27 protein-coding genes are annotated in these 26,585 nt (G+C 31.1%); 14 read left to right on the top strand and 13 right to left on the bottom strand.

The annotated features are described in order from the left end of the window. Positions 1-4: 4 nt before the first annotated feature. Positions 5-1,192, bottom strand: coding sequence for an aromatic ring-hydroxylating oxygenase subunit alpha (locus ACTTAR_RS06490; protein ID WP_440680984.1), 1,188 nt, complete (start codon positions 1,190-1,192; stop codon positions 5-7). Positions 1,193-1,441: 249 nt separating this feature from the next. On the opposite strand from ACTTAR_RS06490, the gene ACTTAR_RS06495 reads away from it, so the two are divergent. The 5 genes from ACTTAR_RS06495 (at position 1,442) to ACTTAR_RS06515 (ending at position 6,252) form a co-directional block, all read left to right on the top strand. Continuing rightward, positions 1,442-2,476 carry a glycine betaine ABC transporter substrate-binding protein gene (locus tag ACTTAR_RS06495; protein WP_440698059.1) on the top strand — a complete coding sequence of 345 codons (1,035 nt, stop codon included), beginning with the start codon at positions 1,442-1,444 and terminating at the stop codon, positions 2,474-2,476. A gap of 56 nt (positions 2,477-2,532) precedes the next feature. Beyond that, positions 2,533-3,420, top strand: coding sequence for an ABC transporter permease (locus ACTTAR_RS06500; protein WP_440614127.1), 888 nt, complete (start codon positions 2,533-2,535; stop codon positions 3,418-3,420). 57 nt (positions 3,421-3,477) lie between these two features. Beyond that, the gene (locus tag ACTTAR_RS06505) at positions 3,478-4,206 is read left to right on the top strand and encodes a methylenetetrahydrofolate reductase (protein ID WP_440698060.1); all 729 of its coding nucleotides are present in this window, start codon (positions 3,478-3,480) and stop codon (positions 4,204-4,206) included. Then, a complete protein-coding gene (locus tag ACTTAR_RS06510; RefSeq protein ID WP_440698061.1) occupies positions 4,199-5,557 on the top strand; it encodes an aminomethyl transferase family protein in 1,359 nt (452 codons plus the stop codon). Before ACTTAR_RS06505 ends, ACTTAR_RS06510 begins: the two co-directional genes overlap by 8 nt. A gap of 149 nt (positions 5,558-5,706) precedes the next feature. Then, positions 5,707-6,252 carry a hypothetical protein gene (locus ACTTAR_RS06515; protein ID WP_440680988.1) on the top strand — a complete coding sequence of 182 codons (546 nt, stop codon included), beginning with the start codon at positions 5,707-5,709 and terminating at the stop codon, positions 6,250-6,252. Here the strand turns inward: ACTTAR_RS06515 and ACTTAR_RS06520 are convergent. The 4 genes from ACTTAR_RS06520 to ACTTAR_RS06535 are packed head-to-tail and all read right to left on the bottom strand — an operon-like array spanning position 6,249 to position 9,653. Further along, positions 6,249-6,416 carry a hypothetical protein gene (locus tag ACTTAR_RS06520; protein WP_440680989.1) on the bottom strand — a complete coding sequence of 56 codons (168 nt, stop codon included), beginning with the start codon at positions 6,414-6,416 and terminating at the stop codon, positions 6,249-6,251. The two genes, ACTTAR_RS06515 and ACTTAR_RS06520, sit on opposite strands and share 4 nt — an antisense overlap. Further along, positions 6,409-7,020, bottom strand: coding sequence for a DUF3726 domain-containing protein (locus ACTTAR_RS06525; protein WP_440680990.1), 612 nt, complete (start codon positions 7,018-7,020; stop codon positions 6,409-6,411). The genes ACTTAR_RS06520 and ACTTAR_RS06525 overlap by 8 nt, the downstream gene beginning before the upstream one ends. Before the next feature lie 2 nt (positions 7,021-7,022). Next, positions 7,023-8,684 (bottom strand): hypothetical protein, encoded by a 1,662-nt coding sequence (locus ACTTAR_RS06530; protein ID WP_440698062.1) that lies wholly within the window; start codon positions 8,682-8,684, stop codon positions 7,023-7,025. 3 nt (positions 8,685-8,687) lie between these two features. Continuing rightward, the gene (locus ACTTAR_RS06535; RefSeq protein WP_440698063.1) at positions 8,688-9,653 is read right to left on the bottom strand and encodes a membrane dipeptidase; all 966 of its coding nucleotides are present in this window, start codon (positions 9,651-9,653) and stop codon (positions 8,688-8,690) included. Between the two features lie 94 nt (positions 9,654-9,747). Here ACTTAR_RS06535 and purE point away from each other — a divergent pair, with 94 nt between their 5' ends. The 7 genes from purE (at position 9,748) to ACTTAR_RS06570 (ending at position 14,248) form a co-directional block, all read left to right on the top strand. Further along, positions 9,748-10,239 carry a 5-(carboxyamino)imidazole ribonucleotide mutase gene (gene purE / locus ACTTAR_RS06540; protein WP_440680993.1) on the top strand — a complete coding sequence of 164 codons (492 nt, stop codon included), beginning with the start codon at positions 9,748-9,750 and terminating at the stop codon, positions 10,237-10,239. A gap of 1 nt (position 10,240) precedes the next feature. Then, positions 10,241-11,287, top strand: a complete 1,047-nt coding sequence (locus ACTTAR_RS06545; RefSeq protein ID WP_440680994.1) for a 5-(carboxyamino)imidazole ribonucleotide synthase — start codon at positions 10,241-10,243, stop codon at positions 11,285-11,287. Beyond that, positions 11,288-11,746, top strand: coding sequence for a GNAT family N-acetyltransferase (locus ACTTAR_RS06550; RefSeq protein ID WP_440698064.1), 459 nt, complete (start codon positions 11,288-11,290; stop codon positions 11,744-11,746). 122 nt (positions 11,747-11,868) lie between these two features. Then, complete coding sequence (locus ACTTAR_RS06555) at positions 11,869-12,075, top strand: cold-shock protein (RefSeq protein WP_440680997.1); 207 nt, start codon at positions 11,869-11,871, stop codon at positions 12,073-12,075. A gap of 132 nt (positions 12,076-12,207) precedes the next feature. Then, positions 12,208-12,954, top strand: a complete 747-nt coding sequence (locus ACTTAR_RS06560; protein WP_440698065.1) for an aspartate/glutamate racemase family protein — start codon at positions 12,208-12,210, stop codon at positions 12,952-12,954. A 3-nt stretch (positions 12,955-12,957) separates the two neighbouring features. Then, positions 12,958-13,392: a hypothetical protein gene (locus tag ACTTAR_RS06565; RefSeq protein ID WP_440698066.1), complete on the top strand. Its 435-nt coding sequence runs from the start codon at positions 12,958-12,960 to the stop codon at positions 13,390-13,392. A 7-nt stretch (positions 13,393-13,399) separates the two neighbouring features. Continuing rightward, entirely contained in the window at positions 13,400-14,248 is an 849-nt protein-coding gene (locus ACTTAR_RS06570) for a DMT family transporter (RefSeq protein ID WP_440698067.1), read from the top strand. 6 nt (positions 14,249-14,254) lie between these two features. Here ACTTAR_RS06570 and ACTTAR_RS06575 read toward each other — a convergent pair whose 3' ends face one another. Genes ACTTAR_RS06575 through ACTTAR_RS06590 form a run of 4 tightly spaced genes read right to left on the bottom strand, consistent with a single transcriptional unit; the run spans position 14,255 to position 19,358 of the window. After that, positions 14,255-14,839 carry a sarcosine oxidase gene (locus ACTTAR_RS06575; RefSeq protein ID WP_440698068.1) on the bottom strand — a complete coding sequence of 195 codons (585 nt, stop codon included), beginning with the start codon at positions 14,837-14,839 and terminating at the stop codon, positions 14,255-14,257. Then, positions 14,836-17,832: a sarcosine oxidase subunit alpha family protein gene (locus tag ACTTAR_RS06580; protein ID WP_440698069.1), complete on the bottom strand. Its 2,997-nt coding sequence runs from the start codon at positions 17,830-17,832 to the stop codon at positions 14,836-14,838. The genes ACTTAR_RS06575 and ACTTAR_RS06580 overlap by 4 nt, the downstream gene beginning before the upstream one ends. After that, a complete protein-coding gene (locus tag ACTTAR_RS06585) occupies positions 17,832-18,101 on the bottom strand; it encodes a sarcosine oxidase subunit delta (RefSeq protein WP_075506172.1) in 270 nt (89 codons plus the stop codon). The genes ACTTAR_RS06580 and ACTTAR_RS06585 overlap by 1 nt, the downstream gene beginning before the upstream one ends. Further along, on the bottom strand, positions 18,102-19,358 hold the full coding sequence (locus tag ACTTAR_RS06590; protein ID WP_440698070.1) for a sarcosine oxidase subunit beta family protein: 1,257 nt from the start codon (positions 19,356-19,358) through the stop codon (positions 18,102-18,104). A 124-nt stretch (positions 19,359-19,482) separates the two neighbouring features. Here ACTTAR_RS06590 and ACTTAR_RS06595 point away from each other — a divergent pair, with 124 nt between their 5' ends. Then, positions 19,483-21,168, top strand: coding sequence for a formate--tetrahydrofolate ligase (locus ACTTAR_RS06595; RefSeq protein ID WP_440681009.1), 1,686 nt, complete (start codon positions 19,483-19,485; stop codon positions 21,166-21,168). On the opposite strand, the gene ACTTAR_RS06600 is transcribed toward ACTTAR_RS06595, so the two are convergent. The 3 genes from ACTTAR_RS06600 to ACTTAR_RS06610 are packed head-to-tail and all read right to left on the bottom strand — an operon-like array spanning position 21,160 to position 24,202. Continuing rightward, positions 21,160-21,948, bottom strand: a complete 789-nt coding sequence (locus ACTTAR_RS06600) for a type 1 glutamine amidotransferase (protein WP_440698071.1) — start codon at positions 21,946-21,948, stop codon at positions 21,160-21,162. The genes ACTTAR_RS06595 and ACTTAR_RS06600 overlap by 9 nt on opposite strands. Beyond that, the gene (locus ACTTAR_RS06605) at positions 21,948-23,099 is read right to left on the bottom strand and encodes an iron-containing alcohol dehydrogenase (RefSeq protein WP_440698072.1); all 1,152 of its coding nucleotides are present in this window, start codon (positions 23,097-23,099) and stop codon (positions 21,948-21,950) included. The genes ACTTAR_RS06600 and ACTTAR_RS06605 overlap by 1 nt, the downstream gene beginning before the upstream one ends. Before the next feature lie 26 nt (positions 23,100-23,125). Further along, complete coding sequence (locus tag ACTTAR_RS06610) at positions 23,126-24,202, bottom strand: ABC transporter ATP-binding protein (protein WP_440698073.1); 1,077 nt, start codon at positions 24,200-24,202, stop codon at positions 23,126-23,128. 81 nt (positions 24,203-24,283) lie between these two features. Here ACTTAR_RS06610 and ACTTAR_RS06615 point away from each other — a divergent pair, with 81 nt between their 5' ends. Further along, entirely contained in the window at positions 24,284-25,615 is a 1,332-nt protein-coding gene (locus tag ACTTAR_RS06615) for an NAD(P)-binding domain-containing protein (protein ID WP_440698074.1), read from the top strand. On the opposite strand, the gene ACTTAR_RS06620 is transcribed toward ACTTAR_RS06615, so the two are convergent. Further along, positions 25,616-26,578, bottom strand: coding sequence for a 2-dehydropantoate 2-reductase N-terminal domain-containing protein (locus ACTTAR_RS06620; RefSeq protein ID WP_440698075.1), 963 nt, complete (start codon positions 26,576-26,578; stop codon positions 25,616-25,618). Between the last annotated feature and the right edge of the window lie 7 nt (positions 26,579-26,585).

Raw genomic sequence — 26,585 nt, forward strand, 5'->3', positions numbered from 1 at the left:
CCTCTCATTTAGTTAAATTGGTTGCAACCCACTTGTGAAACATCAAAGTAGGAGTATCCATTACAGGTGAAAAATTTCCACCATTGTAAGCTGGGGAACTTCGACCTTTTTGCATTCCTTCTATTGCAGTTACATCTTCGTTCATAACTTCTTGCCAAAATGCAAAATTTTTTTCTCTTATCCCTTTAAACTCGTCACTCGAAGCGCTTTCATCTCCGATATAATATAATTCAAAATGTTCTTTTGTCTGATTGTTTGAAATTGGTTCTAACCAAAATGCATAAAAATGATCTATATGAATTCCTAACATCACATTTGGGTACAGTGATACATATTCAGATTTTTCAGAAAGTTCACTTGGCCAATTTGGAAAACATTTAAATTTTATGTTTCCATCAAACTGTTGTGAATATTTATTACTTCCTTGTCCAGAAAAATTAAAATTTTCATCTTCTATATGATAATGATCTGCAATATTTGAAACTCTATTTAATTCTGGATGTATCCAAGGTAAGTGATAGCTTTCACAATAATTCTCAATAGCAAATTTCCAATTACTATTTACTGTCATATTAAAGTAACCATTGTCAGAAGCATGTCTTATTAATTGTTGATCTTTTTTAGAAATAAACTTAGACCATCTATCTTCTAAGGGTTTAATATATTCTTCAAATGGTTTTGCATTAGAATTAATATTTATGAAGATTAAATCCATCCAAACTTTTGATTTTATTTCTTTTAGGTTGCTATTATTTTTATCAAATCCTTCTACATCATGTTTTCCTAAACCTCCTATATGAGGAGTAACAGTTAATTTCCCATTAAAATCATAAGACCAAGAATGATAAGGACATCTAATTACATTTTTTAATTTACATTCTTGATCAACTAATTTGAAACCTCTGTGACTACAAACATTATGAAAAACTTTTACTTCGTTCTCTTTATTTCTGACTATTAATATCGGTATGCCTAAAAGATTAAAAGGTTTTGCATCACCAGGATTTGGAACAGAGCTTGCAACTCCAATCATTGTCCAATTATTTGTAAAAACTTTTTCTTTCTCAAACTCTAAATAGTCATCATTTAGATAACATTCATTTGGTAATCCATGAGCTTTTTCTATGGGATTTTTAACAACTTCTATTTTTTTAGGATCTAAGATGTCTGATAATTTTTTATTTAAATTCATAAACCTCCTTTAATTAATTAATTAAAAAATTAATTTAGGGCTTAAAAATTACGACTCTCTAATGATGATTTGCTGAAAAACTGTTTTGCAATTTAAAATATAAACAAACTCTTTGAAAAAAAAATTTGCTGAAAATTTCATAATAAAACCATAACTAAATTTATTTGATAGTTAAAGACAATTTGACTTCAACTTATAATTGAATTTAATTTGCAATATTTCTCTCAATATGTTCAACTTGGTTTTTAAATGAATCAAATATTGGGAGATATAATGAAAATTAAAAGAATAATTCTTTCCCTAGCCGTTGTTTTTGGTCTTACTTCTTTTGGAAGTGTAGCTAATGCTGCTTGTGGAAATATAACTATCGCTAATATGAACTGGGCCTCAGCAAACTTTATGGCTGAAGTTGATAAAATTATATTAGAAGAAGGTTATGGATGTTCTGTGGAATTGGTGCCAGGTGCAACAATGCCTACATTTACATCTATGCAAGAAAAAGGTGAGCCAGATGTTGCTCCAGAATTTTGGGCTAACGCTGCAATAGTTGCTTTGAACAAAGCTGTTGATGAAGGCAAAATGCATTCAATCAATAAAGCACCAATCACTGGTTTAGGTGAAGGTTGGTGGGTATTACCTGCAACTCTAGAAAAGCATCCAGAGCTTACAACCGCTGCTGCAATTTTAGAAAGACCTGATCTGTTTCCTCACCCTGAAGATCCTTCAAAGGGTGGCTTCCACATTTGCCCTCCTGGATGGAACTGTGAATTAAGTAACAGAAACCATTTCAGAGCTTGGGGCATGGAAGAAAAAGGTTGGGCAATTGTTGAAACTGGTTCTGCTGCAGGACTTGATGGTTCAATTGCTAAAGCTGCTGAAAGAGGAGAAAATTGGTTTGGTTACTATTGGTCACCAACAGCTTTAATAGGAAAATATGATATGAGAGCTGTAGATATGGGTGAATGGGGTGGTAAAGATAACTGGGACAACTGTATAGTTTTACCAGAACAAGAATGTGCTGACCCTAAAAAAACTTCATGGGTTAAATCAGAAGTTTTCACTATCGTAACAGATAACTTCAAAAACACAGCTGGAAGTTCTGGTATGGATTATTTCAAAAAAAGAACTTATCCTGGTCCAGTGATGAACGGTATGTTAGTTTGGATGGGTGAAAACCAAGCAGAAGGTGCTGACGCTGCAATTGAATTCCTAAAAACACAAGAGGGTGTTTGGTCTAAGTGGGTTTCAAGTGACGCTGCTGCAAAAATCAAAAAAGCACTTTAATTAAATAAAATTATCGAACCCGTTGTCAAACGGGTTCGATTTTAGAAAAAAAATTTATGGATTTCTTTACTAAAATTCCAGTAATGGATAGGACAGCCTTAAGAGAGTTAAAAAAAGGTATTGATTTTAGCTTTAAAGAATTTTCACGAGCGTATGGTGATGGAATAGAAGGTTTTTTTGATCCCCTATTATATTTTTTAATTTGGCTAGAAAAACTTTTAGTAAATAGTCCTTGGCCAATCGTTATTGCAGTCTTTGCAATATTAGCATGGATAGGTTCAAGAAGTATAAAATTAACTATTGGAACGATTGTTTGCTTTTTGATAATTGGTTATTTTGGTATGTGGAAAAACTGTATGGCTACAGTTGCCATTATATCAGTTTCAACTTTAGTTTGTATTGTAGTTGGGATTCCAATTGGAATTTTAATGTCTAAATCTTCAAGAGCAGAAAAAGCAATTTTACCTATATTAGATATGATGCAAACTATTCCAAGTTTTGTTTATTTAATTCCTATAATTATGCTTCTAGGTATCGGTAAAGTTCCAGGACTTTTAGCAGTTTGTATTTATGCCTTGCCTCCAATTGTAAGGCTAACCAATCTGGGGATTAGAGAAGTAGATAAAGAAACTTTAGAGGCAAGTGAGGCGTTTGGAGCAACTCCAATGCAGAAACTTAAATCTGTTCAAATTCCATTGTCACTTCCAACAATTTTTGCTGGGATTAACCAAACAATTATGATGGCTTTAGCAATGGTTGTGATTGCATCCATGATAGGTGTAAAAGGTCTTGGAGTGCCTATTTTACAAGCAATTTCTAACCAATATTTGGCATTAGGAATGATGAATGGTTTAGCTATTGTAGCCTTAGCAATTATCTTCGACAGAGTCACTCAGCAGTACGGTCAAAGAATTCAAAAGCACAGAGGTCAGCTTAAGAAGTAATTTTAGCGCGAACGAATTTTCTAGACTCATATTTCAAAATCAATAAAGATCCGAAATATGAATTTTTCTTTGGAGATTGGTCCAAAAACAGATCTTGAAACTTTACCTCCATTAAGTGATGTCTATATCACTATGCTCCCAGGAGGAGATTATAAAGAAACAGCAGACAAAGCAGCTGAGCTTGTAAAAAAAGGATTTAATCCAGTTCCACATTTTCCGGCAAGATCTATGGGGGATGAAAATGAGCTTAAGGATTATGTTAAAAGGTGCAAAGATGCAGGAGTGAAACAAGCTTTAATTATTGGAGGAGGAAGAGAGCCTCTTGGAAAATTTGATAGTTCATTTCAACTTTTAGAAACAGGTTATTTTGAAAAAATGAAAATAGGAATAGCTGGACATCCAGAAGGAAGTCCTGATATATCCGACACAGATTTAGAAAAAGCAATGACAGATAAAAAGCCTTACGCTGATTATATAGTAACACAGTGGTTATTAGATCCTCAGCCTATCATTGATTTTATTTCTAAACAAAGCGTGCCAGTGCATGTTGGAATCACTGGGCCCTTAAAAATATCTAGCTTAATTAAATTTGCTAATATTGTTGGGGCAAAAAATTCCTTAAACTTTCTTAAATCTAATTTTAGTAAGGCGTTAGATTTATTGAAACCTAAAGACCCTAATGATTTAATTGGGAAAGTTAAATCGCACACTGATAACTTCCACATTTATACATTCGGCGGCTTGAAGGAAACTAACAAGTGGTTGAGGGAGAATAGTTATGTCTAATGAATTTGACTATACTAAATTAAAACATGTTACTTCTGTTGATCAGTCAGACAGAGAAGTACCATATAACTTAAGACAAAGTGGGCCAACAAAAGTTGAAATGTTAATTTCAACAAGGGTAAGAAAATCACCTTATTGGCATTTATCAATGCAGGCAGGTTGTTGGAGAGCAACTGTATACAATCGTATTTATCACCCAAGAGGTTATGTAAAACCTGAAGATGGTGGAGCGATGGTTGAATACGATGCTATCGTAAACCATGTAACAATGTGGAACGTTGCTGTTGAAAGACAAATAAGAGTTAAGGGTCCAGATGCAGAAAAATTTACTGACTACGTGATCACAAGAGATGCAACTAAAATTTCACCAATGAGAGCAAGGTATGTAATTTTATGTAATGCCTATGGTGGAGTTTTAAATGATCCAATTCTTTTAAGAATATCTGAAGATGAATTTTGGTTTTCATTATCAGACTCTGATATTGGAATGTATCTTCAGGGTGTAAATGCAGATGGAAGATTTGATTGTACTATTGAAGAAATTGATGTGAGTCCAGTTCAAATACAAGGTCCTAAATCAAAAGCACTAATGAAAGATTTGTGTGGAGATCAAGTGGATTTTGACAACATGCCTTTCTACGGACTAGCTGAAGCAAAAGTTGGAGGAAGAGATGTTGTAATTTCACAATCTGGTTTTTCAGGAGAAGCTGGTTATGAAATCTATCTAAGAAACTCTACATTATATGCCGAAGATATGTGGAATGCAGTACTTGCAGCTGGAAAAGCACATAACTTAATGGTTATTGCACCAGCGCACCATAGAAGAATTCAAGCTGGAATTCTTTCTTGGGGTCAAGATATGGATGCTCAACATAATCCTTTCCAATGTAATCTAGGTTATCAAGTTTCATTATCTGGAAAAGGTGAATGGCAAAAAAAAGGTGACTACGTAGGTAAAGCTGCTCTTGAAAAAATGGGCGCTGAACTAAAAGAGGGAAAAAAACCATATAAACTTCAATTGGTTGGACTTGAATTTGGTGGTAAGCCAGTTGAAGATTATGCGCCTGACTTTTGGTTAATTTCACCAGAGAGTGGTGGAGATCCTGTAGGATTTATTACGTCTCCTTGGTATCACCCTGAGAAGAAGCAAAACATTGCAATGGGATATGTACCATTCGATGGAAATTTAAATGCAAATGGTTTTCCAAAAGGAAAAGTAGGAACTAAATTTAAAGTTCATCTACCTGAACAATACTCAGATACTCCAGGAACACCTGTTGATGCTGTAGTAGTGGATATTCCATTCAAAGAGTCTTTCAACGCTAACACAAGAGAAGTTGTAAAAGGCTAAATTTATTTAGGGGGAGTTATTCAAACTCCCCCAAAATTCGATGACAAAAGGGTTTTTAATCGCAGTTTGCATTATTATTGCGATTGCTTTAATAGTATTTCCATTAATCGTTTCTTACAAAGCTCAAAGAAAAAAAAAGATAAAAATTAATGTTTGGTGAATTTTTAAATATAGTTTTTAAGTCAATAAAATTAGATAAAACACTTTATTCTGATAACAGAAATTTTGGTGAGGCTTCAATATATTTTGCTGGATTGATAATGATTTTAGACGGAGTTGCTGGAGCCGTTGCTGCAAACACTGTAATTAAAACTGCTGTTGCAATGTCGGGTCTGACTGCAATTGTTACGTGGTTGATATGGGCTATTTTTATTTTTGTTATAGGAGTTAAACTTTTTCCAGATAAACAGACTAAAGTTTCATTTAAAAAAGTACTAACAGCAGTTGGATTTGCTCATGCACCAGGTTTATTAAGATTTTTTGCAGTAACTCCAGATTTAATGATACCTATAATTTTTCTTACTCAATTCTGGATTTTTGCAGGCTTAATAATTTCTACAAAACAAATTTTAAATTTAAAATCTAATTTCAAATCTTTTGGTATTATATTGTTGTCTTTTTTAATAATTGCTTTTTTGTCAATTTCTTTTGTAATGAGCAGAATGAATATGCTCCCAGTTAATCAAATTAGCTAAATTGGAAAAATAGTTTTAGAAACTCTGCAAGATTTACAAATTTTAAAACCAGTTAATATTAGATTTTGAGATACACTCTCATCTTCATCTTTACACTCATCACAAATATTATTTAAATCTTCAATATTTTCTTGATTATTAATTTCATCAAAATTATCAGTCATTGTCTGTCAAACCTGCTCCCGCTCCACCTTGTTTTAGACTGTCAGATTCCTCAACAAAAGTATCTTCAGACAATTTGTATAAATTATTCCACTCCTCTTCAGTAAAGCTATCTATATTTTCTAAAAAACTAATCTTCAAATGATTTGCAACAGATGGAAATTCATAGTTAGCAATATTAGAATAGATATTTACATTTAAATTTAAAATAATTTCTTTTTTATCAAGGTTTATTTGGATTTTTTTTCCAATAATTTCTGATGCCCTACTCAAAAAAGCTAAAAAAATTGATGGGTAAGCAACGTTATTTAACTCAATTTTCTTAAGTGTTTCCAAAAATTTTGATTGGTCTAAAAAACTAACTCCTAAGACAATTGGACAATAAGGATTTGTAGAAGGTATGTTGTTTTCTAATATTAAATTTAAATTCTCAAAACTATTTATTTTTCGTTCACAAAAATAATCATTTATATGTTTAATTCCTGGAAGACCAAACGATTCTAAAAGTCTAATACACTTTGCTGTTTCTTCAGCAACTCCCCATGAATATCCAATAGCTTTCGTTGCTCTTTTAACAGTAGTTTCAATTTCACTTAATGATTTCATGATTAAATATTAGTTTTATAAACCCACTGCTCGTCATAATTTTTTAATTCATGTGGTAGTGGTGCTCCTTGAAACATGCATATTCTTAACCATTTATCAGATCTTGGGTCAAATTTTAAAGCTCCAAAAAATGATAGCTTTAACCTTAACATATCTATGGGTATTATGTTTTTGCCAATAGTATTATCTTGAATTTCAGAATAAGGAAATTTTTCAACAATAAAAGCTCTTCTAATTACATGTCTTAAATCTGAATTATTTATTAAAAATTCAGATATACTTTGACTATTTTTTGAAACTGACAAAATATCATAAAGTTTTTTTATATCTCTTGCTATAGCTAAAGGTTGTTCTAATTCTGAACCATGTTCTTCAAATCTATCAGCTAATCTTGGTTCTTCTTTGTTTTTTGAGATGAACCAAAAATTTTGATTGTTTTCTTTTTTTTCAAAATTAATTTCTAAAATATTTGGATATTTTTTTACTATAACATTTCTTAAATCTTCAACAGTTCTATGAGTAGGTATATTAAAATATTTTTCTTCATCAGAACTCATTTCTTTTACTAACGGGTCAGTAATTTCATTGTATGGCTCCATCATAATAGACACTACATACTCAATGCATTCTTCACATGTTTCTTTCTCTAACCATTCATAAATTGAATTAAATGGATAATCACTTGTAAAATTAAACTCTGTTTCAATGAATTTTAAAAATTTTTGAATGTCTGTTAGTAAATTATTAATTTTATTTTTTTGATATTCGCTCTCTGTGTTCCAACTGGTAATATTAGTTAGTGATTTTTTTACACAATCGATAAAAAGCTCTCTATCATTCTTATTTACATCTTTTATTTCTCTAATTTTTTTTAGAGCCACTTCTCTACATAAAATCCAATTATTTAATAACGTTGGATGATTAACAATAAAAGGTGCCATGCCCAATCCTGTTGAGTTACCAATACCTAAATTTTTACAAATTTGTTCATCTAACTTAACAGCCTTTTTTGGATTCATGTGGTAAGCGACATGATTGACTTGATCAAACGTAAATTGTCTTACTAGATAAACCAACATCATTTCCAGTCTAAATGGTCCGTTGATTTCATCTCGATTTTTAATTCTAAATCTATCTGCTAAACCAAATTTACCAGAACCATAAACAGCTGTAGTTCTGTATAAATACCCAACTTTTGACAATAAATTTAAATCAGGCTGCAATCCTTTGCTTAAGTTTTCAGTTACATGATTAAATAATCTTACAGATTTATTTGCTCTTGATAATGTTAGCTCTTTATAAGATAGCCTTCCAACTTCCTGTTTGGGTACTTCATTTTTTAATCTTTCAATATCTTTTTTACCTGGAACCCCGTCATGGAGAGTGAAGGCAGCATCCCACTTTGTAGCTATAACTCTATCCGATCTTTCTTCATCTTTAATCTGGTTTGCAAAACAAACTAATGAATAAACTCTTTTATTTTTTTTAAATGAATAAACTGCTTCACCATATCCATTTTCATCTAAATTAAATAAATCTCTACTAAATTCCCAATCTTTAAATTCACTCAAAAAACTTCTCAAAAAAGATAATTTAGACTGATGAAACGAACCTAAACGAGATAATTTCATTATGGTATTAGGATCTCTTAATTGTACTTTCATAAATTAAATAGATTTATAAAAATTGTACCAGTTATTTCCTAGTATTCCATGTGTCTCATCATCAGAAAAACCAATTTTTTTAAGACCTATTTCTATATTTGAAAATCCTCTTGCATCCTTAAACCAATCAGGTTGTTCTGGGAAGCCTGGTTTATTTTTTGATCCTTCTCCATAATTTTTGGTTTTAGTCCAAGTGCCATTTCTCATCCACTCAACTACACTATCAGGTTGATCGAGACAAAGATCTGAACCTATTCCAATTTTACTTACATCCATAATTTCTGCTGTCTTGGCAACCATTTCACAGAAACTATCAAGACTGCAATTTGTATTATCTCTCAAATGATGTGGATATAAAGATAATCCTAAAATTCCTCCACTGTCACTTAAAGCCCTGAGTAAATCTGAAGATTTATTTCTTTTTGCTGCATGCCAAAAAGATGGGTTTGCATGAGTAATAGCTATTGGTTTTTCACTTATTTCAATTGCATCAAATGTACTTTTTTCTGCAGAATGTGACATGTCAACAACAATACCTACTCTATTCATTTCTTTAATTGCTTCTCTACCAAAATTTGTTACTCCACTATCAATTTTTTCATAACAGCCTGTGGCCAACAATGACTGGTTGTTATATGTAAGTTGCATAAATCGACAACCTAATTGATGAACTTTTTCAACTAAACCAATATCATCTTCGATAGGAGAACAATTTTGAAAACCAAAAAAAATTGCAGTTCTGTTTTCATCTTTTGCTTTTTCAATATCTTTAAAACCATATCCAGGAAAAATAATATCAGAATTATCTTCAAATAATATTTTCCACTTATTTACTTCAGTTTGTAATTCATCAAAATCTTCATGATAAACTATCGTGACATGTACTGCATCAAGACCCGCTGTACGGTTAATCTCAAATATTTTTCTCGACCATTTACAGTATTGCAAATTATCAATTTTATAATTCATAATATGCTAAACTTTATTCAATCTGTTTTTTAAATACTATGAATTTTATTGAAATTTTTAAATTATTTTGAAATAAACATATTGATTAATTTTCATGAAAAAAAACATAAAACTTAAAGTGTCAATTGTTATGGGTAGCCAATCTGACTACAAAACAATGGCACTAGCTGAGAAAATACTTAAAAAAATGGGCGTAACATTTGAAACAAAGATTGTATCAGCTCACAGAACCCCAAAAAGAATGTATGAATTTGCTAAAAATGCAGAAAAAAACAATATTGGAGTAATTATTGCAGGCGCTGGAGGATCGGCTCATTTACCTGGAATGATTTCAGCTCTAACACATATTCCTGTTTTAGGTGTCCCTATTGAAAGTAAAAAATTAAAAGGCTTAGATAGTCTTTTATCAATCGCACAAATGCCAAAAGGAATTCCTGTTGGCAGCCTTGCAATTGGAGAGGACGGAGCTATTAACGCAGCGTTAATGGCATCTGCTATAATTGCGAATAATAATTTAAAGGTGAGAAAAAAATTAAAAAACTTTAGGACTTTACAAACAAAATCAGTGAAGAGATTACCTAAATAATATGTCAGAAATTACACTTGGTATCATTGGAGGTGGTCAACTAGGCAGTATGCTTGCTATTGCTGCTAAAAAATTAAAAATTAAAACTGTAATTTTTTGTGACGATAAAGATGCACCTGCTCAAAATTTTTGTACTCAATTTATTTGTGGAAATTACGAAAATAAAGAAAAGATAATGGAATTTGCAAGTAAAGTGGACTTAGTAACTTATGAGTTTGAAAACATTCCTTACAATACTCTTAATGAAATCAATAAATTAAAAACTGTTTCGCCCAAACCATCTGTAAATAGATTGATCCAACATAGATTGGCTGAAAAAGATTTTATAAATAAATTAAATATTAGAACTACAAGATATGCCTCGATAGATAAAAAATCAGATATGGAATCTTTGGAAGATTTGTTGCCAGGAATTTTAAAAACTACAACTCTTGGATATGATGGAAAGGGCCAATATCGAATTCAGTCAAAAGATGAATTTGACTCACTCAATGTAGACTTCACTAAAGGTTATATTTTAGAAAAACTAGTTAAATTAAAAAAAGAAATCTCAATTATAATTACAAGGTTTGATAGAGATAAATATGAAATCTATGAACCAATAGAAAATACTCATGAAGATCAGATATTAAAATACTCTAAAATACCATCAGAGATTAGTGAAAAAATTTTTAATCAATCTAAAGAATGGGCAATTCAAATTGCAGAAGAATTAAAATATATAGGAACATTGTGTGTAGAATTTTTTATAGATAGAAATGATAACCTATATGTGAATGAAATTGCTCCAAGAGTGCATAACTCTGGTCATCTAACCATAAATGCTTTTAACGTAAGTCAATTTGAAAATCATGTAAGGGCAGTTTGTGGACTAGAACAAATACCCTTAAAAAAACTATCAAATGCAAAAATGATTAATTTGTTAGGAGACCAAATTTTGCATTATAGAAATTTGCCAAAATTAAAAGATAATGAATTTTTCTTTGATTATCTCAAGAAAGAGGTAAAAGACAAAAGAAAAATGGGACACATCACAATTTTAGAGTAAATGTTAAAATCAATCGAAGGTAATTTTGATAACCCTGAAGTTAATGAACTTCTAAATAAACATTTTATAGAACTTAGAGCGGCTTCTCCAGAAGGGAGTGCTCATGTTCTAGATATCCCAGGATTAAAAGTACCATCTATAAAATTTTGGAGCTTATGGGATGAAGAAAAATTGATCGGATGTGGTGCATTGAAATTTTTAGATAATGACCACGGCGAATTTAAATCAATCAGAATTCATGACAATTTTAGAAAAAAGGGTCATGGAATGGATGTTATTAATCACTTAATTAACGAAGCTAAAAAGCTAAAAATAAAAAGATTAAGTATTGAAACTGGCGCAGGAGATTTTTTTATACCTGCAAGAAAGCTTTTCAAAAAATCTGGTTTTAATGTTTGTGAACCTTTTGCGCATTACAAAAAGGATGTTAATTCAGTATATTTAACTAAGCTAATTTAAACGAAACAATTAAATTTCTAAAAATTAATCAATTTTGTTGACAAAACTGAACAAAATCTAAAGAAAGCCAATATTACTTAATTATAAGTAATAAATTAATAACAAAAAGTAAGAAGAAAAATATGAGTCTACAAGGAAAAGTAAAGTGGTTCAATCCAACCAAAGGTTATGGTTTTATTGAAAGAGAAGATAAAGAAAAAGATGTTTTTGTACACGTATCAGCAGTAAGAGATGCTGGTATGAATGGTTTAGATGAGGGTCAGGCTTTGACTTTCGATGTTGAAGATGGTCCTAAAGGTCCTTCAGCAGTTAACTTAAAAACTGCATAATTTCACACTTCCTATTGGCTGGAAAAAATTATTTAAGAATATTAATATTTAAATTTCAGCCAATACCAAGAATTCAAAAACAATCTTTAAACACAATTTTTGTTTAAAGATTAAAAAATTGAAAAAAAATTTATGATTGGAATTTTAGGTGGAATGGGAACTCAAGCTGGTCTTGATTTCTGTAATAAAATAGCAATTTTAAATAGAGGAAAAATAGATCAAGAGTATCCTTTATTTATTCTTTATAATAAATCAAACATTCCAGGCAGACCAGAGTCTATTGGGTCTCAAACTAAAAATCTATCAAACAAATCTACAAATAAAACTAGTAAAATAAAATACAACAAAGTTTTAAATAGCTTGCTTAAAGGATGTAGACTGCTTGAAAAAAATAAATGTAAATTTATTGTGATCCCCTGCAATACAGCTCATTACTGGTATGATGATCTACAAAAAAAAATAAATATTCCTATTATCAATATGCCAAGTGAAGTTTTTAAATTTACTAAAAAAAATTGTAAAAAAAACTCTAAAGTAGGTTTGCTAGCAACTGAAGGAACTTTAAAAACAGGAGTTTATACGAAGTTTTTTGATAAAAATTATGAGTTAGTTCAACCATCAGAAAGTCTTCAAAAAAATTCTGTCAATAAAGCAATTAAACTTGTGAAAATGGGTAATGTTAAAGCTGCTGCTAAAGCTATTAAACCAGCAATTAATTCTCTTATTAAGCTCAAATGTAAAAAAATTATTTTAGGATGCACAGAGCTTCCTATTGCAATTTTTGCGTTTAAATCTTTTAAAAATATTAAATCCTCAAAAATTTTCTTAGATCCTAATTTAATATTAGCTCATTCAGCGATGAATAAATATAAAAGATAATATATGTCATCAAAAACTGAGAAACCTTATGTTTTGAGAGTTGCTGAATTTATTTATTTGAAAATAAATGAAATTAAAATTCAAAATCCAGAAATAAATAATATCCAGGCTTTTGAGATTTTTATGTCCACAAAAGATTATGACTTTGTAAGCTCAGGCGAATTTCATAATAAATGGCTATTAGACCTTAAAAATAACGATTTTATAGATAACAAAACTGGTAAAAAAATTAACAATGAAACCTTGAGATTACTAGAGCTTCAAAAAGACAGTATGATTAAATTTCTAATAAAAATTCCTAAACTTTATTATACAAAAAGCCATTTTCCTTTAGAAATATCGCAAAGAGCATTTGATCATCTTTGGAGAGTATGTGAAAGTTATGAGATGTGGTGTAAAGAAACAAAACAAAATAACTTAATTAAACTAAATTTGTAAAATAAGAATGGTTAAGATTTTTCCATTCATTTTTATTCTTCTTTGGTCTTCTGCTTTTATAACAACAAAACCAATAATTGATAATAGCGAACCATTTGCAGCTCTTGCTTTTAGATTTGCATTAGTAGCTTTAGGTTTTTTTTTATTTTCTATTTATAGAAAACAAAAAATTATAGTTGATAGAAAAAATTTTATAGAGTCTTTTTTAAGTGGTGTTCTATTTCATGGTTTTTACCTTGGTGGAGTATTTTACTCAATATCAAAAGGCATGCCAACAGGAATAGCGGCATTGATTGTAACTCTTCAACCTATCCTCACAAATATTTTAAGTGGACCAATTTTAAATGAGAAAGTTTCAATTAAACAATGGATTGGAGTTTTCTTAGGTTTTGTGGGAGCACTATTTGTTTTAGGTTTTGATGTAGGCTCAGAAATACCTACGCTTGGATTAGTTGCTACTATTATTGCTTTACTCGCAATAACATTTTCAACTTTATGGCAAAAAAAACTAAGTAATAATTTACCTCTGTCAGTAAGCAACATGAACCAAGCAATAGGTGGCTGTGTATTTCATTTGATAATAATATTTTTGTTTGCAGAACCTTACATTAATTTTACTCAAACATTTATAATAGCTATGAGTCATCAAATATTCTTGGTTTCATTTGGTGCTTTTACAATTTTAATGTTTTTGATTAAAAAAAACTCAGCGAGTAAAACAGTATCTATATTTTTTCTAATACCCACAACTTCTGCTATCATGGCCTGGTTATTTTTAAATGAAAACTTAACCACGTTAGATGTTTTTGGATTTTTGATTACTTCAATCGGTGTATATATAGCTACAAGAGATTGAGAGCTGTTAGATAGATTTATAACCAAACTCTAAACATGCATCTGTAACAGAGTGATATAAAGACTCTCCAAAACTTCTTAAAGCAAACAATCTTACTGTTTCAGGATTATTATCAAGCATATCGATGGTCAAAGCTATTCCGTTATATGTTGAGTTTATTGAATTATTTTTTTCTAAAATATTAAAATTATAAGGACATCCTTTTTTCAAAACTTCTTTTACATTTGGTCCCTCTAACTGAATAACTACTCTTGAGTGAGATAAATCAGTTACTGCAAAATCACTTTCAATAAAAATTTCAGAAATATTTTTGATTAATTCTTTTTTTGTTGAAGTTAAAAGCCAATTTTTTGGTCCATTCCAAAAAATTCTCGTTTCATTATTACAATTAACATTTAACGGCGTGTTATCTAATTTTAAACCATCAATACTAATATTTTCAGCTAAATTTGAATTTTTATACTGAACTATTTGAATTATTAACAAATCCTTGACCTCAGAAATTTTAATCAATTCATCTTCTTTTTTTTCGCTGAAATCACCAAAATTTCCTTTTTTATGAACTTCTTTTAAAGCTGATATAGAACTCATGATCTAACTCTTTCTCCTTTTGGATCAACATAGTGTGAAGAAACTATCTCAACTGGAATAACTTTGTTTTTTAATGGTGACATCACAAAAAGTTTTTCACCAATCATATTTTTTCCATCTTTAAGTATAGCTAAGGAAAAAGGATTATCATGCTCAACGCTCCAACAAGAAGCAGAGATATGACCTAGTTTTGGATTTGGAAGTGGCGCATTAGCATCTTTAACTAAATGAGAACCCTCTGGAATACTAGTTTTTTTATCCAATGGAACAACTCCAACAATTCTTTGTCTGTCTTCAGATATAAATGCTTTTCTTTGCAAAGATCTTTTTCCAATAAAATCTTTCTTTTTACTAACTAATCCTTCTAAAGCATTATCATATGGTATAGTTCTTCCATCAAGTTCAGAACCAGCCACATGTCCCATTTCTATTCTTAGAGTAGATAAGGCCTCTGTACCGTAGGGTTGTAAGTTAAATTCTTCTCCTAACTCAATTATCTTTTCCCACATAAAATTACCATTGTCAGATTCTACGTTTACCTCATAAGCTAATTCACCTGAAAATGATATTCTAAAAATTCTTGCTTTTACTCCAAACAAGTCTCCTTCCATGTAACCCATAAATGGTAGTCCTTCATTGGATACATCGTTCTTAGGAAATAACTTTTGTAGTAATGATCTTGATTTAGGTCCTGCTATTGCAGCTCCAGCCCACTGTTCAGTAGTTGATACAACATTAACATTTAAATCAGGCCATACCAATTGTAAGTAATACTCTAGATGAGATAGAACATTCGCTGCTTGTGCAGTTGTAGTTGTCATGTGATAATGATTTTCTGAAATTCTAGTAGTAGTTCCGTCATCCATTACAATTCCGTCTTCTCTAAGCATAACACCATATCTTGCTTTACCTATTGGAAGTTTAAGCCAGGCATTAGTATAAACTCTATTTAAAAACTCAGCAGCATCAGGTCCCTTAACGTCAATCTTGCCTAATGTTGTTACATCACAAACTCCAACATTTGTTCGAACATTTTTTGCTTCTCTTTTTGAGGCTTCAAATAAAGTTTCATTACCTCTTTTATAATATCTTGGCCTTAACCAAATTCCTGCATCTACAAAAACAGCATTATTTTTTTCATGCCATGAATGCATTGGAGATTTTCGAGTTGGTTTTGAATGTTTTCCAACCTCTCTTCCGACAATTGCTCCTATAGAAATAGGTGTATAAGGTGGTCTAAAGGTAGTATGACCAACTGAAGGAACTACCTTGTTTTCGATTTCGGAAACTAGCTGTAATCCGTTTAAATTACTTGTTTTTCCTTGATCTGTTGCCATACCTAAAGTTGTATATCTTTTCACATGCTCTATTGAACGGTATCCTTCCCTAAGAGCAATTTCTACATCAGAAACAGCGACATCGTTTTGAAAATCTAAAAATCTTTTATAGTTTTTTCCTTTCGGTAATGGAACGCACCAAAACTTATCATGCACAGAAGATTTTTTCTCTACGACATTTGGGATAGAAATTTTATTTTCCTCATTAGTTATTTTTTTTGATAAATCATTACCTGCCTCAAATGATGTTTTTAAAGTTTCCTCAAGAGAAAATATTCCATTAGCAGCACCCAATGTAGTTTCATTTTGTTTTGAAACACCTGGAACAAACGCGTCTATCTCTTCATTAAATTTAGTTTTATTTCCAGATTGTGATGCTAAATGAATAGTTGGTGTCCAAAAACCAGAAACGCATATGCAGTCACAAATTATATTTTCTGTCTTTCCCAATGTTTTTTTGTCTTCTGAAATAGTTGCTATATCTGCAGATTTAACTTTTTTATAACCTTGTGCCGCAACTACTACATATGAGTTTTTGATATTTATTCCTAAGTTTTTAGCTTCATCAATAATCTCAGATTGAGGACTTGATCTTGAATCTAATACAATTGGATCAATTCCATGTTTTTTAAATTCAATCGCAGTTTCATAACCGCTATCATTGTTTGTAAACACTAAAGGTTTTTTTCCAACCAAGACACCATAAACTTTTAAATATTCTTTTGCAGCAGAAGAAAGCATAACACCAGGAGTATCATTGTTTCCAAAAACAATTGGTCTTTCAATTGAACCAGAGGAAATTAGAACTTCTTTTGCTCTAATGTACCAAAGTCTTTTGTTTGGATGATATTTTTTAGTTTTGGGTAAATGATCACTAACCTTTTCGGACATCACCAACATATTATGATCATAATAACCAAAAACTTGAGATCTGTTTTTTACAATTACATTAGGCATTTCTTTTAATTCTGAAACAATACCTTCTGCCCAATCCTTTCCAGATTGATTTCCAATATTAACATCGTTTGTAAGCAAAGATCCTCCAAACCTTGGTTTGTCTTCTGCTAAAATAACCTTAGCTCCATTTTTGGCAGCAGCATATGCACTTGCTAAACCAGAAGGACCTGAGCCTGCAATCAATAGATCACAATATTCATATTTATGTTCATACCTCTCTTTGTCATGCTTAGTTGATGCAACGCCTAAACCAGCTGCTTTCCTAATGAATGGTTCGTAAATTTTGTACCAGAAACTTTTTGGCCACATAAAAGTTTTGTAATAAAAACCTGCAGGTAAAAATATTTTTAAAAAATTGTTTATCGCTCCAACATCAAAGTTTACACTTGGCCAACAATTAACACTGTTTGCTTCTAAGCCCTCAAATAATTCTTGTTCTGTTGCTTTAATATTTGGCTCCGTTTCACCATTTCTGTAAAGCTGTACAACGGCATAAGGTTCATCTACTCCTGCTCCAAAAAACCCTCTTGGTCTATGATATTTAAAGCTTCTCCCTACCAAATGTACACCATTTGCTAATAAAGCTGAGGCTAAAGTGTCTCCTTCGTACCCAAAATAAGTAACTCCGTTAAACTTAAAAGAAATTTTTTTACTTCTATCTATTAAACCACCTGTTTCTATTCGATAACTCTGAGTCATTAAGCAATTTCTTCGTTAGCTTTATAAGTTTTAAATATTTCGTGTGTTGCGGTATCTCTTTCAACTTTAATCCATTGTCTGCAACCAGATAAATGCTGCCAAAGTTCTAAATGTTTTCCTCTTGGGCTTACTCTGTTATATACAAAATTATCCCACTCCTGATCAGTAACTTCTTTATTTAGCTCAGGTCTTTTAACAGTTGCATCACCACCATATGAAAATTCATTTTGAGATCTCATTCCACAATGTGGGCATTTAATATGAAGCATTTATGAAATCCAAGTTTTCGTTCCAAGACCTTTTTCATCAATCAGATAACCAGTACTAAATCTGTTTAAGCTATAGCCTGCATTTAATTCATGAACTCTGTCTTGAGCAATAGTATGAGCAAATGTCCATCCTGATGCTGGAGTTGCTTTAAAGCCTCCGTAACACCATCCACAGTTTAAATATAAACCCTCAATGTGAGTTTTATCAATTATTGGAGAGCCATCCATTGACATATCCATGATCCCACCCCAAGTACGAAGCATTTTTAATTTACTTAAAAATGGCATCATCGCAATTCCTTCAGTTAACACATGTTGTAAGGTCGGAAGATTACCTCTTTGAGCATAACTATTATAACCATCAAGATCTCCACCCATTACCATTTCACCCTTGTCTGATTGACTGATGTAAAAGTGACCTGCACCAAAAGTAACTACCTTATCCAAAACTGGTTTAACTGGTTCAGAAACACAAGCTTGTAAAAGATGTGTTTCAATTGGCAAAGTCATATTTAATTTTTCTGCTAAAATATTTGTGCTACCTGCAACACATAGACCAACTTTCTTTGCTTTGATATTTCCTCTCGATGTTCTAATCCCCTTAATTTTTCCTGCAGAAATATCAAAACCTGTAACTTCACAATTTTGAATTATATCTACTCCCATTGAGTCAGCTTGACGCGCATATCCCCAAGCAACAGCATCATGACGAGCAGTTCCAGCGCTGGGTTGCATCAATCCACCAAAAATTGGAAACCTTACATTATCTGAAAAGTCAGCCATAGGAATTAATTCTTTTACTTCTTCTCTATTCAAAAGAACTGCATCAATTCCATTTAATCTCATTGAATTTCCTCTTCTTGCATATGCATTCATTTGTGCATCTGAGTGTGCAAGATTAATAATTCCTCTTGGAGAAAACATTACGTTGTAATTTAAGTCCTGACTCATCTTTCTCCATAAATCCATTCCAAACTCACTGAAAAGACCATTTTCATCATGCATATAATTAGATCTTATAATTGTAGTGTTACGCCCAACATTTCCACCGCCAATCCATCCTTTTTCAATGATAGCTACTTTTGTAATTTGATGCTCTTTAGCTAGATAATATGCGGTAGCTAAACCATGCCCTCCGCCCCCAATAATAACAACATCGTACTCTTCTTTAGGATTTGGATCTTTCCAAGCTAAATCCCAATTTTGATGGCCTGTTAATGCATTTTTAACTAAGCTAAAAATAGAATACTTTTGCATGATAGAATTTTATATTAATGAATTTAAATAGTTCTTATTTTTTTTATATATATATTTTAGAAGTTTCGAAAAATCTCAAATAAGATAATTATTATGCAAAAAAATTTACAATAAAGGATAACGAATGAGCGAAGTAAAATCAGATATTCAGATAGCTAGAGAAGCTAAAATGCAACCAATAAATGATATTTTAGCAAAAATAAATGTACCTGATGAAAGCTCTGCGTTTAGTCCTATGGGCAGACACATCGCAAAAATAAATTTAGAATATTTAGAACAACTTAAAGACAAACCAGATGGAAAATTAATTTTAGTAACTGCAATTACTCCAACTCCAGCAGGTGAAGGAAAGACTACAACTTCTGTTGGATTAAATGATGGTTTAAATAAAATTGGAAAAAAATCTATCGTGTGTCTTAGAGAACCAAGCTTAGGTCCTTCTTTTGGTATGAAAGGTGGAGCAGCTGGTGGAGGTTATGCTCAAGTTGTTCCAATGGAACAAATTAATTTACATTTCACAGGTGACTTTCATGCAATTACTTCTGCTCATAATTTATTATCAGCATTAATCGACAATCATATTTATTGGGGAAATAAACTTGATATCGATGTTAGAAGAATTGTTTGGAAAAGAGTTATGGATATGAATGATAGATCATTAAGATCTATCAATATAAATTTAGGTGGAATAGCAAATGGTTTTCCAAGAGAAGATGGCTTTGATATCACTGTTGCATCAGAGATAATGGCAATCTTTTGCTTATCAAATGATTTGGAAGATTTAGAAAAAAGAATTGGAAATATAACTATTGGGTATACTAGAGATAAAAAACCAGTTTACGCAAAAGACTTAAATGCTCAAGGTCCTATGACAGTTCTTTTAAAAGAAGCTATCAGACCTAATGTTACACAAACTTTAGAAAACAATCCTGCAATTATTCATGGTGGTCCATTTGCGAATATTGCTCACGGTTGTAACTCAGTTATTGCAACAAAGACTGGTTTAAAATTAGCAGACTATGTAGTGACTGAAGCAGGATTTGGTGCTGACCTTGGTGCAGAAAAATTCTTAGATATTAAATGTAGAAAATCAAATTTAAAACCAAGCTGTGTTGTAATTGTTGCAACTATAAGAGCGTTAAAAATGCACGGTGGTGTTGCTAAAGATGATTTAAAAAATGAAAATGTTGAAGCTTTAAAAAAAGGGTTAGTAAATTTAGAAAGACATATTCAAAATGTTCAAAAGTTTGGTTTACCTGTAGCAGTAGCTGTTAATCATTTTATAAAAGATACTGATAATGAAGTAAAAGCGCTTATAGATTTTTGTGATAATTTAGGTGTTAAAGCTAGTCTATGTACTCATTGGGCAAATGGGGGTGAAGGAACAAAAGAATTAGCAGCTCATGTTTCAGAATTATGTGAAAAAGATGAAGCTAAATTTCAATTTTTGTATGAAAGCAAAACACCTTTGTTTAAAAAAATAGAGACTATTGCAAAAGAAATATATAGAGCAGATGAAGTAATCGCTGATACAAAAATTAGAGATCAACTTAAAAACTTTGAAGAAGCTGGATATGGTGATTTGCCAATTTGTGTTGCTAAAACTCAATACAGTTTTTCAACAGATCCAAATCTTAAAGGAGCACCGACAGGTCATGCTTTGCCAGTGAGAGAAGTAAGACTATCATCAGGAGCAGAGTTCATTGTTGTTATTTGCGGTGCAATCATGACTATGCCTGGATTACCAAGGGTTCCTGCAGCAGATTCTATTAAACTAAATGAAAAAGGTGAGATTGAAGGATTATTCTAAATTAAGATAATCTAACCAATTCTCTAACTCTCTCATTCTGGAAATTTTATCTAATTTTTTGTTTTCTATTTCTATATTTTTAATGTGATCATCAATATGATTTTGGTCTTTAAAAGCACCACGTTCTATAAGTCTATCTTTTCTAAAAATAATTAAGTTAATCATCTTGTTGTAAGTAATTTCTGGATGATACTGAAGGCCCCACACATCACAATTTCCAATTTTAAAATTTAAACCTTGAACGTTATTAATTGGGTTCGAAGCTAGCAGTGTTGAATTTTCTGGAAGAGTTACAACTTCATCAAAATTAAATGCTGGAGTATTAAACTTTTTATTTTTGTTTTTATACAATGGATGATTTAAACCATTTTCATTAACTTCAATATCTCTTGCAATGCCTCGATGTGACCCCTTCTCAGCTTTTTTTACTTCACCACCGGCAGCAGTAACTGCAACTTGCATTCCCCAACATATTGCTAAAACTTTTTTAATTTTTTTCTGGCATTCCTTCATAAATTCTATTTGTCTTAAAATTTCAGGTGTCTTGTTATAAATATTTAAACTACTTCCACCCCAAATAAGACCATCATAACTTTCTAGTGGATCTATATTCTTGCTTATATTTTCATCTGAAGATGGATTAACCACATCTATATTTAATTGATCAGTAAAATGAGAAAGACTATGTTTTAAGCTTTCTGTATGAGTTTGAATGCCTGCCTCTGTAAAACTTTGATTTTCCTCTTGTAAATTACCTTCTACTACCAAAATTTTCTTCATTAAAATAATTCTCCTGAAATACTTTTTTTATACATCTCTTTTAAATCTTCTTTTGTTATTTTTTTTGGATTGCCTCCTGTAGATGGATCTTCAAATGCCATTAAAGAAAGTTTTTCTAAATCGATTTCATTACAGTCCATAACATCTGAAAGTTTATGAGGAATATTTAATTCTTTACGCAAATTTAATATCCATTCTAAAAAACTTTCAAATGTATTATTTAAATTAAGATAATTACAAACAGATATAATCTTGTTTTCAATAACTGATTTATTGAAAGTTAAAACATAAGGCATAAATATCGCGTTACTTAAACCATGATGCACATCAAATTGTGCATTTATTGGATGACTTAGAGAATGTATTGCACCAAGACCCTTTTGAAATGCAGTAGAACCCATACTAGAGGCAGCTAACATTTCAGATCTAGCTTCTATATTCAAACCATTTTTATAAACCTCTGTTAATGAATTTTTAATTAACCTCATACCCTCAAGCGCGATACCATCTGCCATTGGGTGAAATCCAGGTGCACAAAAAGCCTCGAGATTATGAGCAAGTGCATCCATACCTGTTGCAGCTGTTATTCTTGGTGGAAGATCTTTGGTTAAATGTGGATCTAAAATTACAATAGAAGGCAAAATTTTTGGATGAAAAATTATTTTTTTTATTCCTGTTTCTTCATTAATGATGGCTGAAGCCCTTCCTGTTTCTGAGCCTGTTCCAGCTGTGGTTGGAATTGCTATAATTGTAGAAATTTTATTTTCATCAGCTCTTGTCCAATAATCTCCTATATCCTCAAAATCCCATATAGGTCTTTTTTGACCGCACATAAAAGCTATTCCCTTACCAACATCTAATGCACTACCTCCTCCAAAAGCAATTACTCCATCACAGTTTTTTTCTATATATAAAGAAACTCCTTCCATTACATTTTTCCCAGTTGGGTTTCCTGAAAATTGTGAAAATACTTGTAAATGATCAAAGTCATTTTTTAATTTTTCAATTACTTTTGAAGTCATTGGTAGATTTAAAAGATCCTTGTCAGTTACAAAAAGTGGACTTTTAATTTTTAAGTTCAAACAGGCGTTTGTAAGATCTTCAATTTTACCTGCTCCAAACCAAATAGTAGTAGGATAATTCCAGTTCATAAATTAATTAATCACAAACAATATTTTTACCTAAATGCATTATTTTCAGAATCAAATAAATGACATTGATTTAAATCAAAACTTAAGCCAAGCCTGTCACCAACTTCAACTTTACTAGCTCCATCAGTTTGGACTACTAATGGCTCCCCCTCTTTTTCTAGATATAAAAAAGTAGAAGAACCTAATTTTTCAATAACGAATACCTTACTCTCCCAACATTTTTCACCTTTATTTATTAAGATATGCTCAGGTCTAATACCAATCTTTACATTATCGCCAGGTGAAACTTTGTCTGAAGTTTTTGGAACAATAATTTTTCCTTGTCCTGAAATTTCAACTTCTGTTCTAGAATTATTAGAGCTTATAACTTTAGAATTAATAAAGTTCATCTTTGGTGAACCAATAAAGCCCCCAACGAATAAATTTTCAGGCTCATTGTATAATTTTAAAGGTGATCCTTTTTGAGAAACAATACCTTGATCCAATACAACTATATCATCTGCAAGTGTCATTGCTTCTGTTTGATCGTGTGTAACATAAATCATTGTTGCATTTAATTGATCATGCAATTTAGCAAGCTCTACCCTCATCTGAACTCTTAAAGCTGCATCTAAGTTAGACAATGGTTCATCAAATAAAAATACTTTTGGTTTTCTTGTAATGGCTCTACCAATTGCAACTCTTTGTCTTTGTCCTCCTGATAATTGTTTTGGTTTTCTTTCTAAATATTCTTCAATTTGAAGAATTTTAGCAGCCTCCATAACTCTCTCGGTAATCTCCTCTTTAGATTTTTTTTCAATCTTTAGACCAAAAGCCATGTTGTCAAAAACTGTCATATGTGGATATAAAGCATAAGATTGAAAGACCATTGCTATATTTCTTTCTTTTGGTGGAAGATCATTTACAACTTGTCCGTCTATTGAAATTGTTCCTGAATTAATTTCCTCTAAGCCTGCAATCATTCTTAACATTGTTGATTTACCACATCCACTTGGTCCAACTAATACAGTGAAAGATTCACTTTTAATATCTAGAGATACATCTTTAATCACATGTGTAGATCCAAAAGATTTATTTATGTTTGAAATATTTATCTCTGCCATCTTAAGTTAATATTTATATTGTAATTTTATTTTTAATTTGTTTATATTTAAAAAGCATATTTTTAAACTGGAGAAATTACAATGAGCAAAATTGCAATTATTGGAGCAGGACCTTGCGGTCTATCAATGTTAAGAGCATTCGAACACTTAGAAAATAAAGGTGAAAAAATTCCCGAAATAGTTTGTTTTGAAAAACAGGAAGATTGGGGAGGTTTGTGGAATTATAATTGGAGAACAGGTAGTGACCAATATGGAGACCCAGTTCATAATAGTATGTATAGATATCTGTGGTCAAATGGCCCTAAAGAATGTTTGGAATTTGCAGATTATTCTTTTGATGAACATTTTGGGCAACCAATTCCTTCTTTTCCTCCAAGAGAAGTTCTACAAGATTATATTCTTGGAAGAGTAAGCAAAGGTAAAATTAAAAATAAAATAAAACTAAACACAAGAGTTACAAATGTAAATTTTAGCAATGAAAAATTTGAAATTACTTATCAAGACAAAGTTAAAGATGAAATTTCAAAAGATACATTTGATTATTTGGTTGTTTCTACTGGTCATTTCTCAGTTCCTTTTATTCCTGAATACAAAGGAATGAATTCTTTTCCAGGAAGAATAATGCATTCACATGATTTTAGAGATGCAGAGGAGTTTAGAGGAAAAGATGTGATTGTTTTAGGAAGCAGTTATTCAGCTGAGGATGTTGCTCTACAGTGTAATAAATATGGGGCCAAAAGTGTAACTATTGGATATCGAAATGCACCTATGGGATTTAAGTGGCCTAAAGGTATGAAAGAAGTGCATTATCTAGATAGATTGGAAGGGAAAAAAGCAATTTTTAAAGATGGTACTGAACAAGATGCAGATGCAATAATCTTGTGCACAGGTTACTTGCATCACTTTCCATTTTTAGATGAAAGCATAAAGTTAAAAACACACAACAGATTATATCCACCGAAATTATACAAAGGAGTTGTTTGGCAAGATAATCACAAACTTTTATATCTTGGTATGCAAGATCAATTCCATACTTTTAATATGTTTGATTGCCAAGCATGGTTTGCAAGAGATGTAATTATGGGAAAAATTAAAATGCCAAGTGCTGATGAAATCAATAAAGATATAGATAAATGGGTTGCTATGGAGGAAAAATTAGAAAACCCAGATCAAATGATTGATTTTCAAACTGAATACACAAAAGAACTTCATGATATGTCTGATTATCCAAAAATAGATTTTGAACTAATCAGAAAACATTTCAAAGAGTGGGAACATCATAAAGTAGAGAATATCTTAACTTACAGAAACAAATCGTTTTCATCACCTGTAACAGGTTCTGTTGCACCTATACACCATACTCCATGGGAAACTGCAATGGACGACTCGATGAAAACGTTTTTAAATAAATAATTAATAGTTAACTTTTAATTTTTTATTTTTTGTGATCGCACTTAATAGTGCATGCATAAGCGGTATTTTATTTTTATTAATTTTTTTCAATATGTAGGGTGCAATCTCTTTAGCTAGATCTGCTCCCTCTACTGTGTCATTTTTCATAAACTTATTTTTTGCAATTTTAAAAGTATAGCCTTTTCCTAAATATTCGCCCATTTTGCTATTTCTTCCTCCAACAGCACTAACATATAAATCACCAACTCCAGCTAACCCATGAACTGTTTCTTTTTTACCTCTAAAATATTTTATTAAATATTCCATTTCATCTAATGATTTTCTAAATAAAGCTGAAGCGGTATTTTCACCTTCACCCGATCCAATAATCATTGAATATATGTTTTTAATTGCAGATGAAAATTCAACTCCTTTTACATCACTTGAATATTCTGTTTTGTAATATTTAGTTGAGATTAATTTTCCTATTTTTTTTGCAATATTAATATTCTTGTTTGCTATCACGGTGTAACTTTTGATTTTTTTTGCTAACTCTTTTGCCAAACAAGGTCCTTTTAAAACTGAAATATTTAAATTTTGATTTCCTTTGTATAGCTGCTCCGACATAGTAATAATTTTTTTATTATTTCGATCATATTTAAGACCTTTGGTCAAAACGAGAATAGAGATTTTTCTCTTTATATTTTTTAAATGCTGTCTAACCATTTCAATTCCAATAGAACTTACAGCAACAACAATTAAGTCCCATTTTTCATTAAGTAAGTCTGATGAAAATTTTTTTATAGAAACTCTCTTAGATAATTTAAGTTTTAATACTGGATGAAATTTGTTTTTTTCTATTAATTTATTTAATAGATCTTTACTGTAAGGCTCGGTTAAAGTTACTTTATGATTATTATCAACAAGGGGAAAAGTAAATGCAGCACCCATTGCGCCCGCTCCTATAATTAAAACTTTTTTCATAAGACTA

Source organism: Candidatus Pelagibacter sp. HIMB1709 (genome assembly GCF_052047635.1).
In the GTDB taxonomy this organism is placed as follows: Bacteria; Pseudomonadota; Alphaproteobacteria; order Pelagibacterales; family Pelagibacteraceae; genus Pelagibacter.

What these genes read in the sequence shown, in the direction of transcription:
- ACTTAR_RS06490 (WP_440680984.1), bottom strand. Translation starts at nt 1,192, where the DNA reads ATGAATTTAAATAAAAAATTATCAGACATCTTAGATCCTAAAAAAATA.
- ACTTAR_RS06530 (WP_440698062.1), bottom strand. Translation starts at nt 8,684, where the DNA reads ATGAAAGTACAATTAAGAGATCCTAATACCATAATGAAATTATCTCGT.
- ACTTAR_RS06525 (WP_440680990.1), bottom strand. Translation starts at nt 7,020, where the DNA reads ATGAAATCATTAAGTGAAATTGAAACTACTGTTAAAAGAGCAACGAAA.
- ACTTAR_RS06580 (WP_440698069.1), bottom strand. Translation starts at nt 17,832, where the DNA reads ATGACTCAGAGTTATCGAATAGAAACAGGTGGTTTAATAGATAGAAGT.
- ACTTAR_RS06575 (WP_440698068.1), bottom strand. Translation starts at nt 14,839, where the DNA reads ATGAGTTCTATATCAGCTTTAAAAGAAGTTCATAAAAAAGGAAATTTT.
- ACTTAR_RS06545 (WP_440680994.1), top strand. Translation starts at nt 10,241, where the DNA reads ATGTCAGAAATTACACTTGGTATCATTGGAGGTGGTCAACTAGGCAGT.
- ACTTAR_RS06585 (WP_075506172.1), bottom strand. Translation starts at nt 18,101, where the DNA reads ATGCTTCATATTAAATGCCCACATTGTGGAATGAGATCTCAAAATGAA.
- ACTTAR_RS06535 (WP_440698063.1), bottom strand. Translation starts at nt 9,653, where the DNA reads ATGAATTATAAAATTGATAATTTGCAATACTGTAAATGGTCGAGAAAA.
- ACTTAR_RS06520 (WP_440680989.1), bottom strand. Translation starts at nt 6,416, where the DNA reads ATGACTGATAATTTTGATGAAATTAATAATCAAGAAAATATTGAAGAT.
- ACTTAR_RS06570 (WP_440698067.1), top strand. Translation starts at nt 13,400, where the DNA reads ATGGTTAAGATTTTTCCATTCATTTTTATTCTTCTTTGGTCTTCTGCT.
- ACTTAR_RS06620 (WP_440698075.1), bottom strand. Translation starts at nt 26,578, where the DNA reads ATGAAAAAAGTTTTAATTATAGGAGCGGGCGCAATGGGTGCTGCATTT.
- ACTTAR_RS06610 (WP_440698073.1), bottom strand. Translation starts at nt 24,202, where the DNA reads ATGGCAGAGATAAATATTTCAAACATAAATAAATCTTTTGGATCTACA.
- ACTTAR_RS06515 (WP_440680988.1), top strand. Translation starts at nt 5,707, where the DNA reads ATGTTTGGTGAATTTTTAAATATAGTTTTTAAGTCAATAAAATTAGAT.
- ACTTAR_RS06550 (WP_440698064.1), top strand. Translation starts at nt 11,288, where the DNA reads ATGTTAAAATCAATCGAAGGTAATTTTGATAACCCTGAAGTTAATGAA.
- purE (WP_440680993.1), top strand. Translation starts at nt 9,748, where the DNA reads ATGAAAAAAAACATAAAACTTAAAGTGTCAATTGTTATGGGTAGCCAA.
- ACTTAR_RS06590 (WP_440698070.1), bottom strand. Translation starts at nt 19,358, where the DNA reads ATGCAAAAGTATTCTATTTTTAGCTTAGTTAAAAATGCATTAACAGGC.
- ACTTAR_RS06560 (WP_440698065.1), top strand. Translation starts at nt 12,208, where the DNA reads ATGATTGGAATTTTAGGTGGAATGGGAACTCAAGCTGGTCTTGATTTC.
- ACTTAR_RS06615 (WP_440698074.1), top strand. Translation starts at nt 24,284, where the DNA reads ATGAGCAAAATTGCAATTATTGGAGCAGGACCTTGCGGTCTATCAATG.
- ACTTAR_RS06600 (WP_440698071.1), bottom strand. Translation starts at nt 21,948, where the DNA reads ATGAAGAAAATTTTGGTAGTAGAAGGTAATTTACAAGAGGAAAATCAA.
- ACTTAR_RS06495 (WP_440698059.1), top strand. Translation starts at nt 1,442, where the DNA reads ATGAATCAAATATTGGGAGATATAATGAAAATTAAAAGAATAATTCTT.
- ACTTAR_RS06565 (WP_440698066.1), top strand. Translation starts at nt 12,958, where the DNA reads ATGTCATCAAAAACTGAGAAACCTTATGTTTTGAGAGTTGCTGAATTT.
- ACTTAR_RS06555 (WP_440680997.1), top strand. Translation starts at nt 11,869, where the DNA reads ATGAGTCTACAAGGAAAAGTAAAGTGGTTCAATCCAACCAAAGGTTAT.
- ACTTAR_RS06510 (WP_440698061.1), top strand. Translation starts at nt 4,199, where the DNA reads ATGTCTAATGAATTTGACTATACTAAATTAAAACATGTTACTTCTGTT.
- ACTTAR_RS06500 (WP_440614127.1), top strand. Translation starts at nt 2,533, where the DNA reads ATGGATTTCTTTACTAAAATTCCAGTAATGGATAGGACAGCCTTAAGA.
- ACTTAR_RS06595 (WP_440681009.1), top strand. Translation starts at nt 19,483, where the DNA reads ATGAGCGAAGTAAAATCAGATATTCAGATAGCTAGAGAAGCTAAAATG.
- ACTTAR_RS06605 (WP_440698072.1), bottom strand. Translation starts at nt 23,099, where the DNA reads ATGAACTGGAATTATCCTACTACTATTTGGTTTGGAGCAGGTAAAATT.
- ACTTAR_RS06505 (WP_440698060.1), top strand. Translation starts at nt 3,478, where the DNA reads ATGAATTTTTCTTTGGAGATTGGTCCAAAAACAGATCTTGAAACTTTA.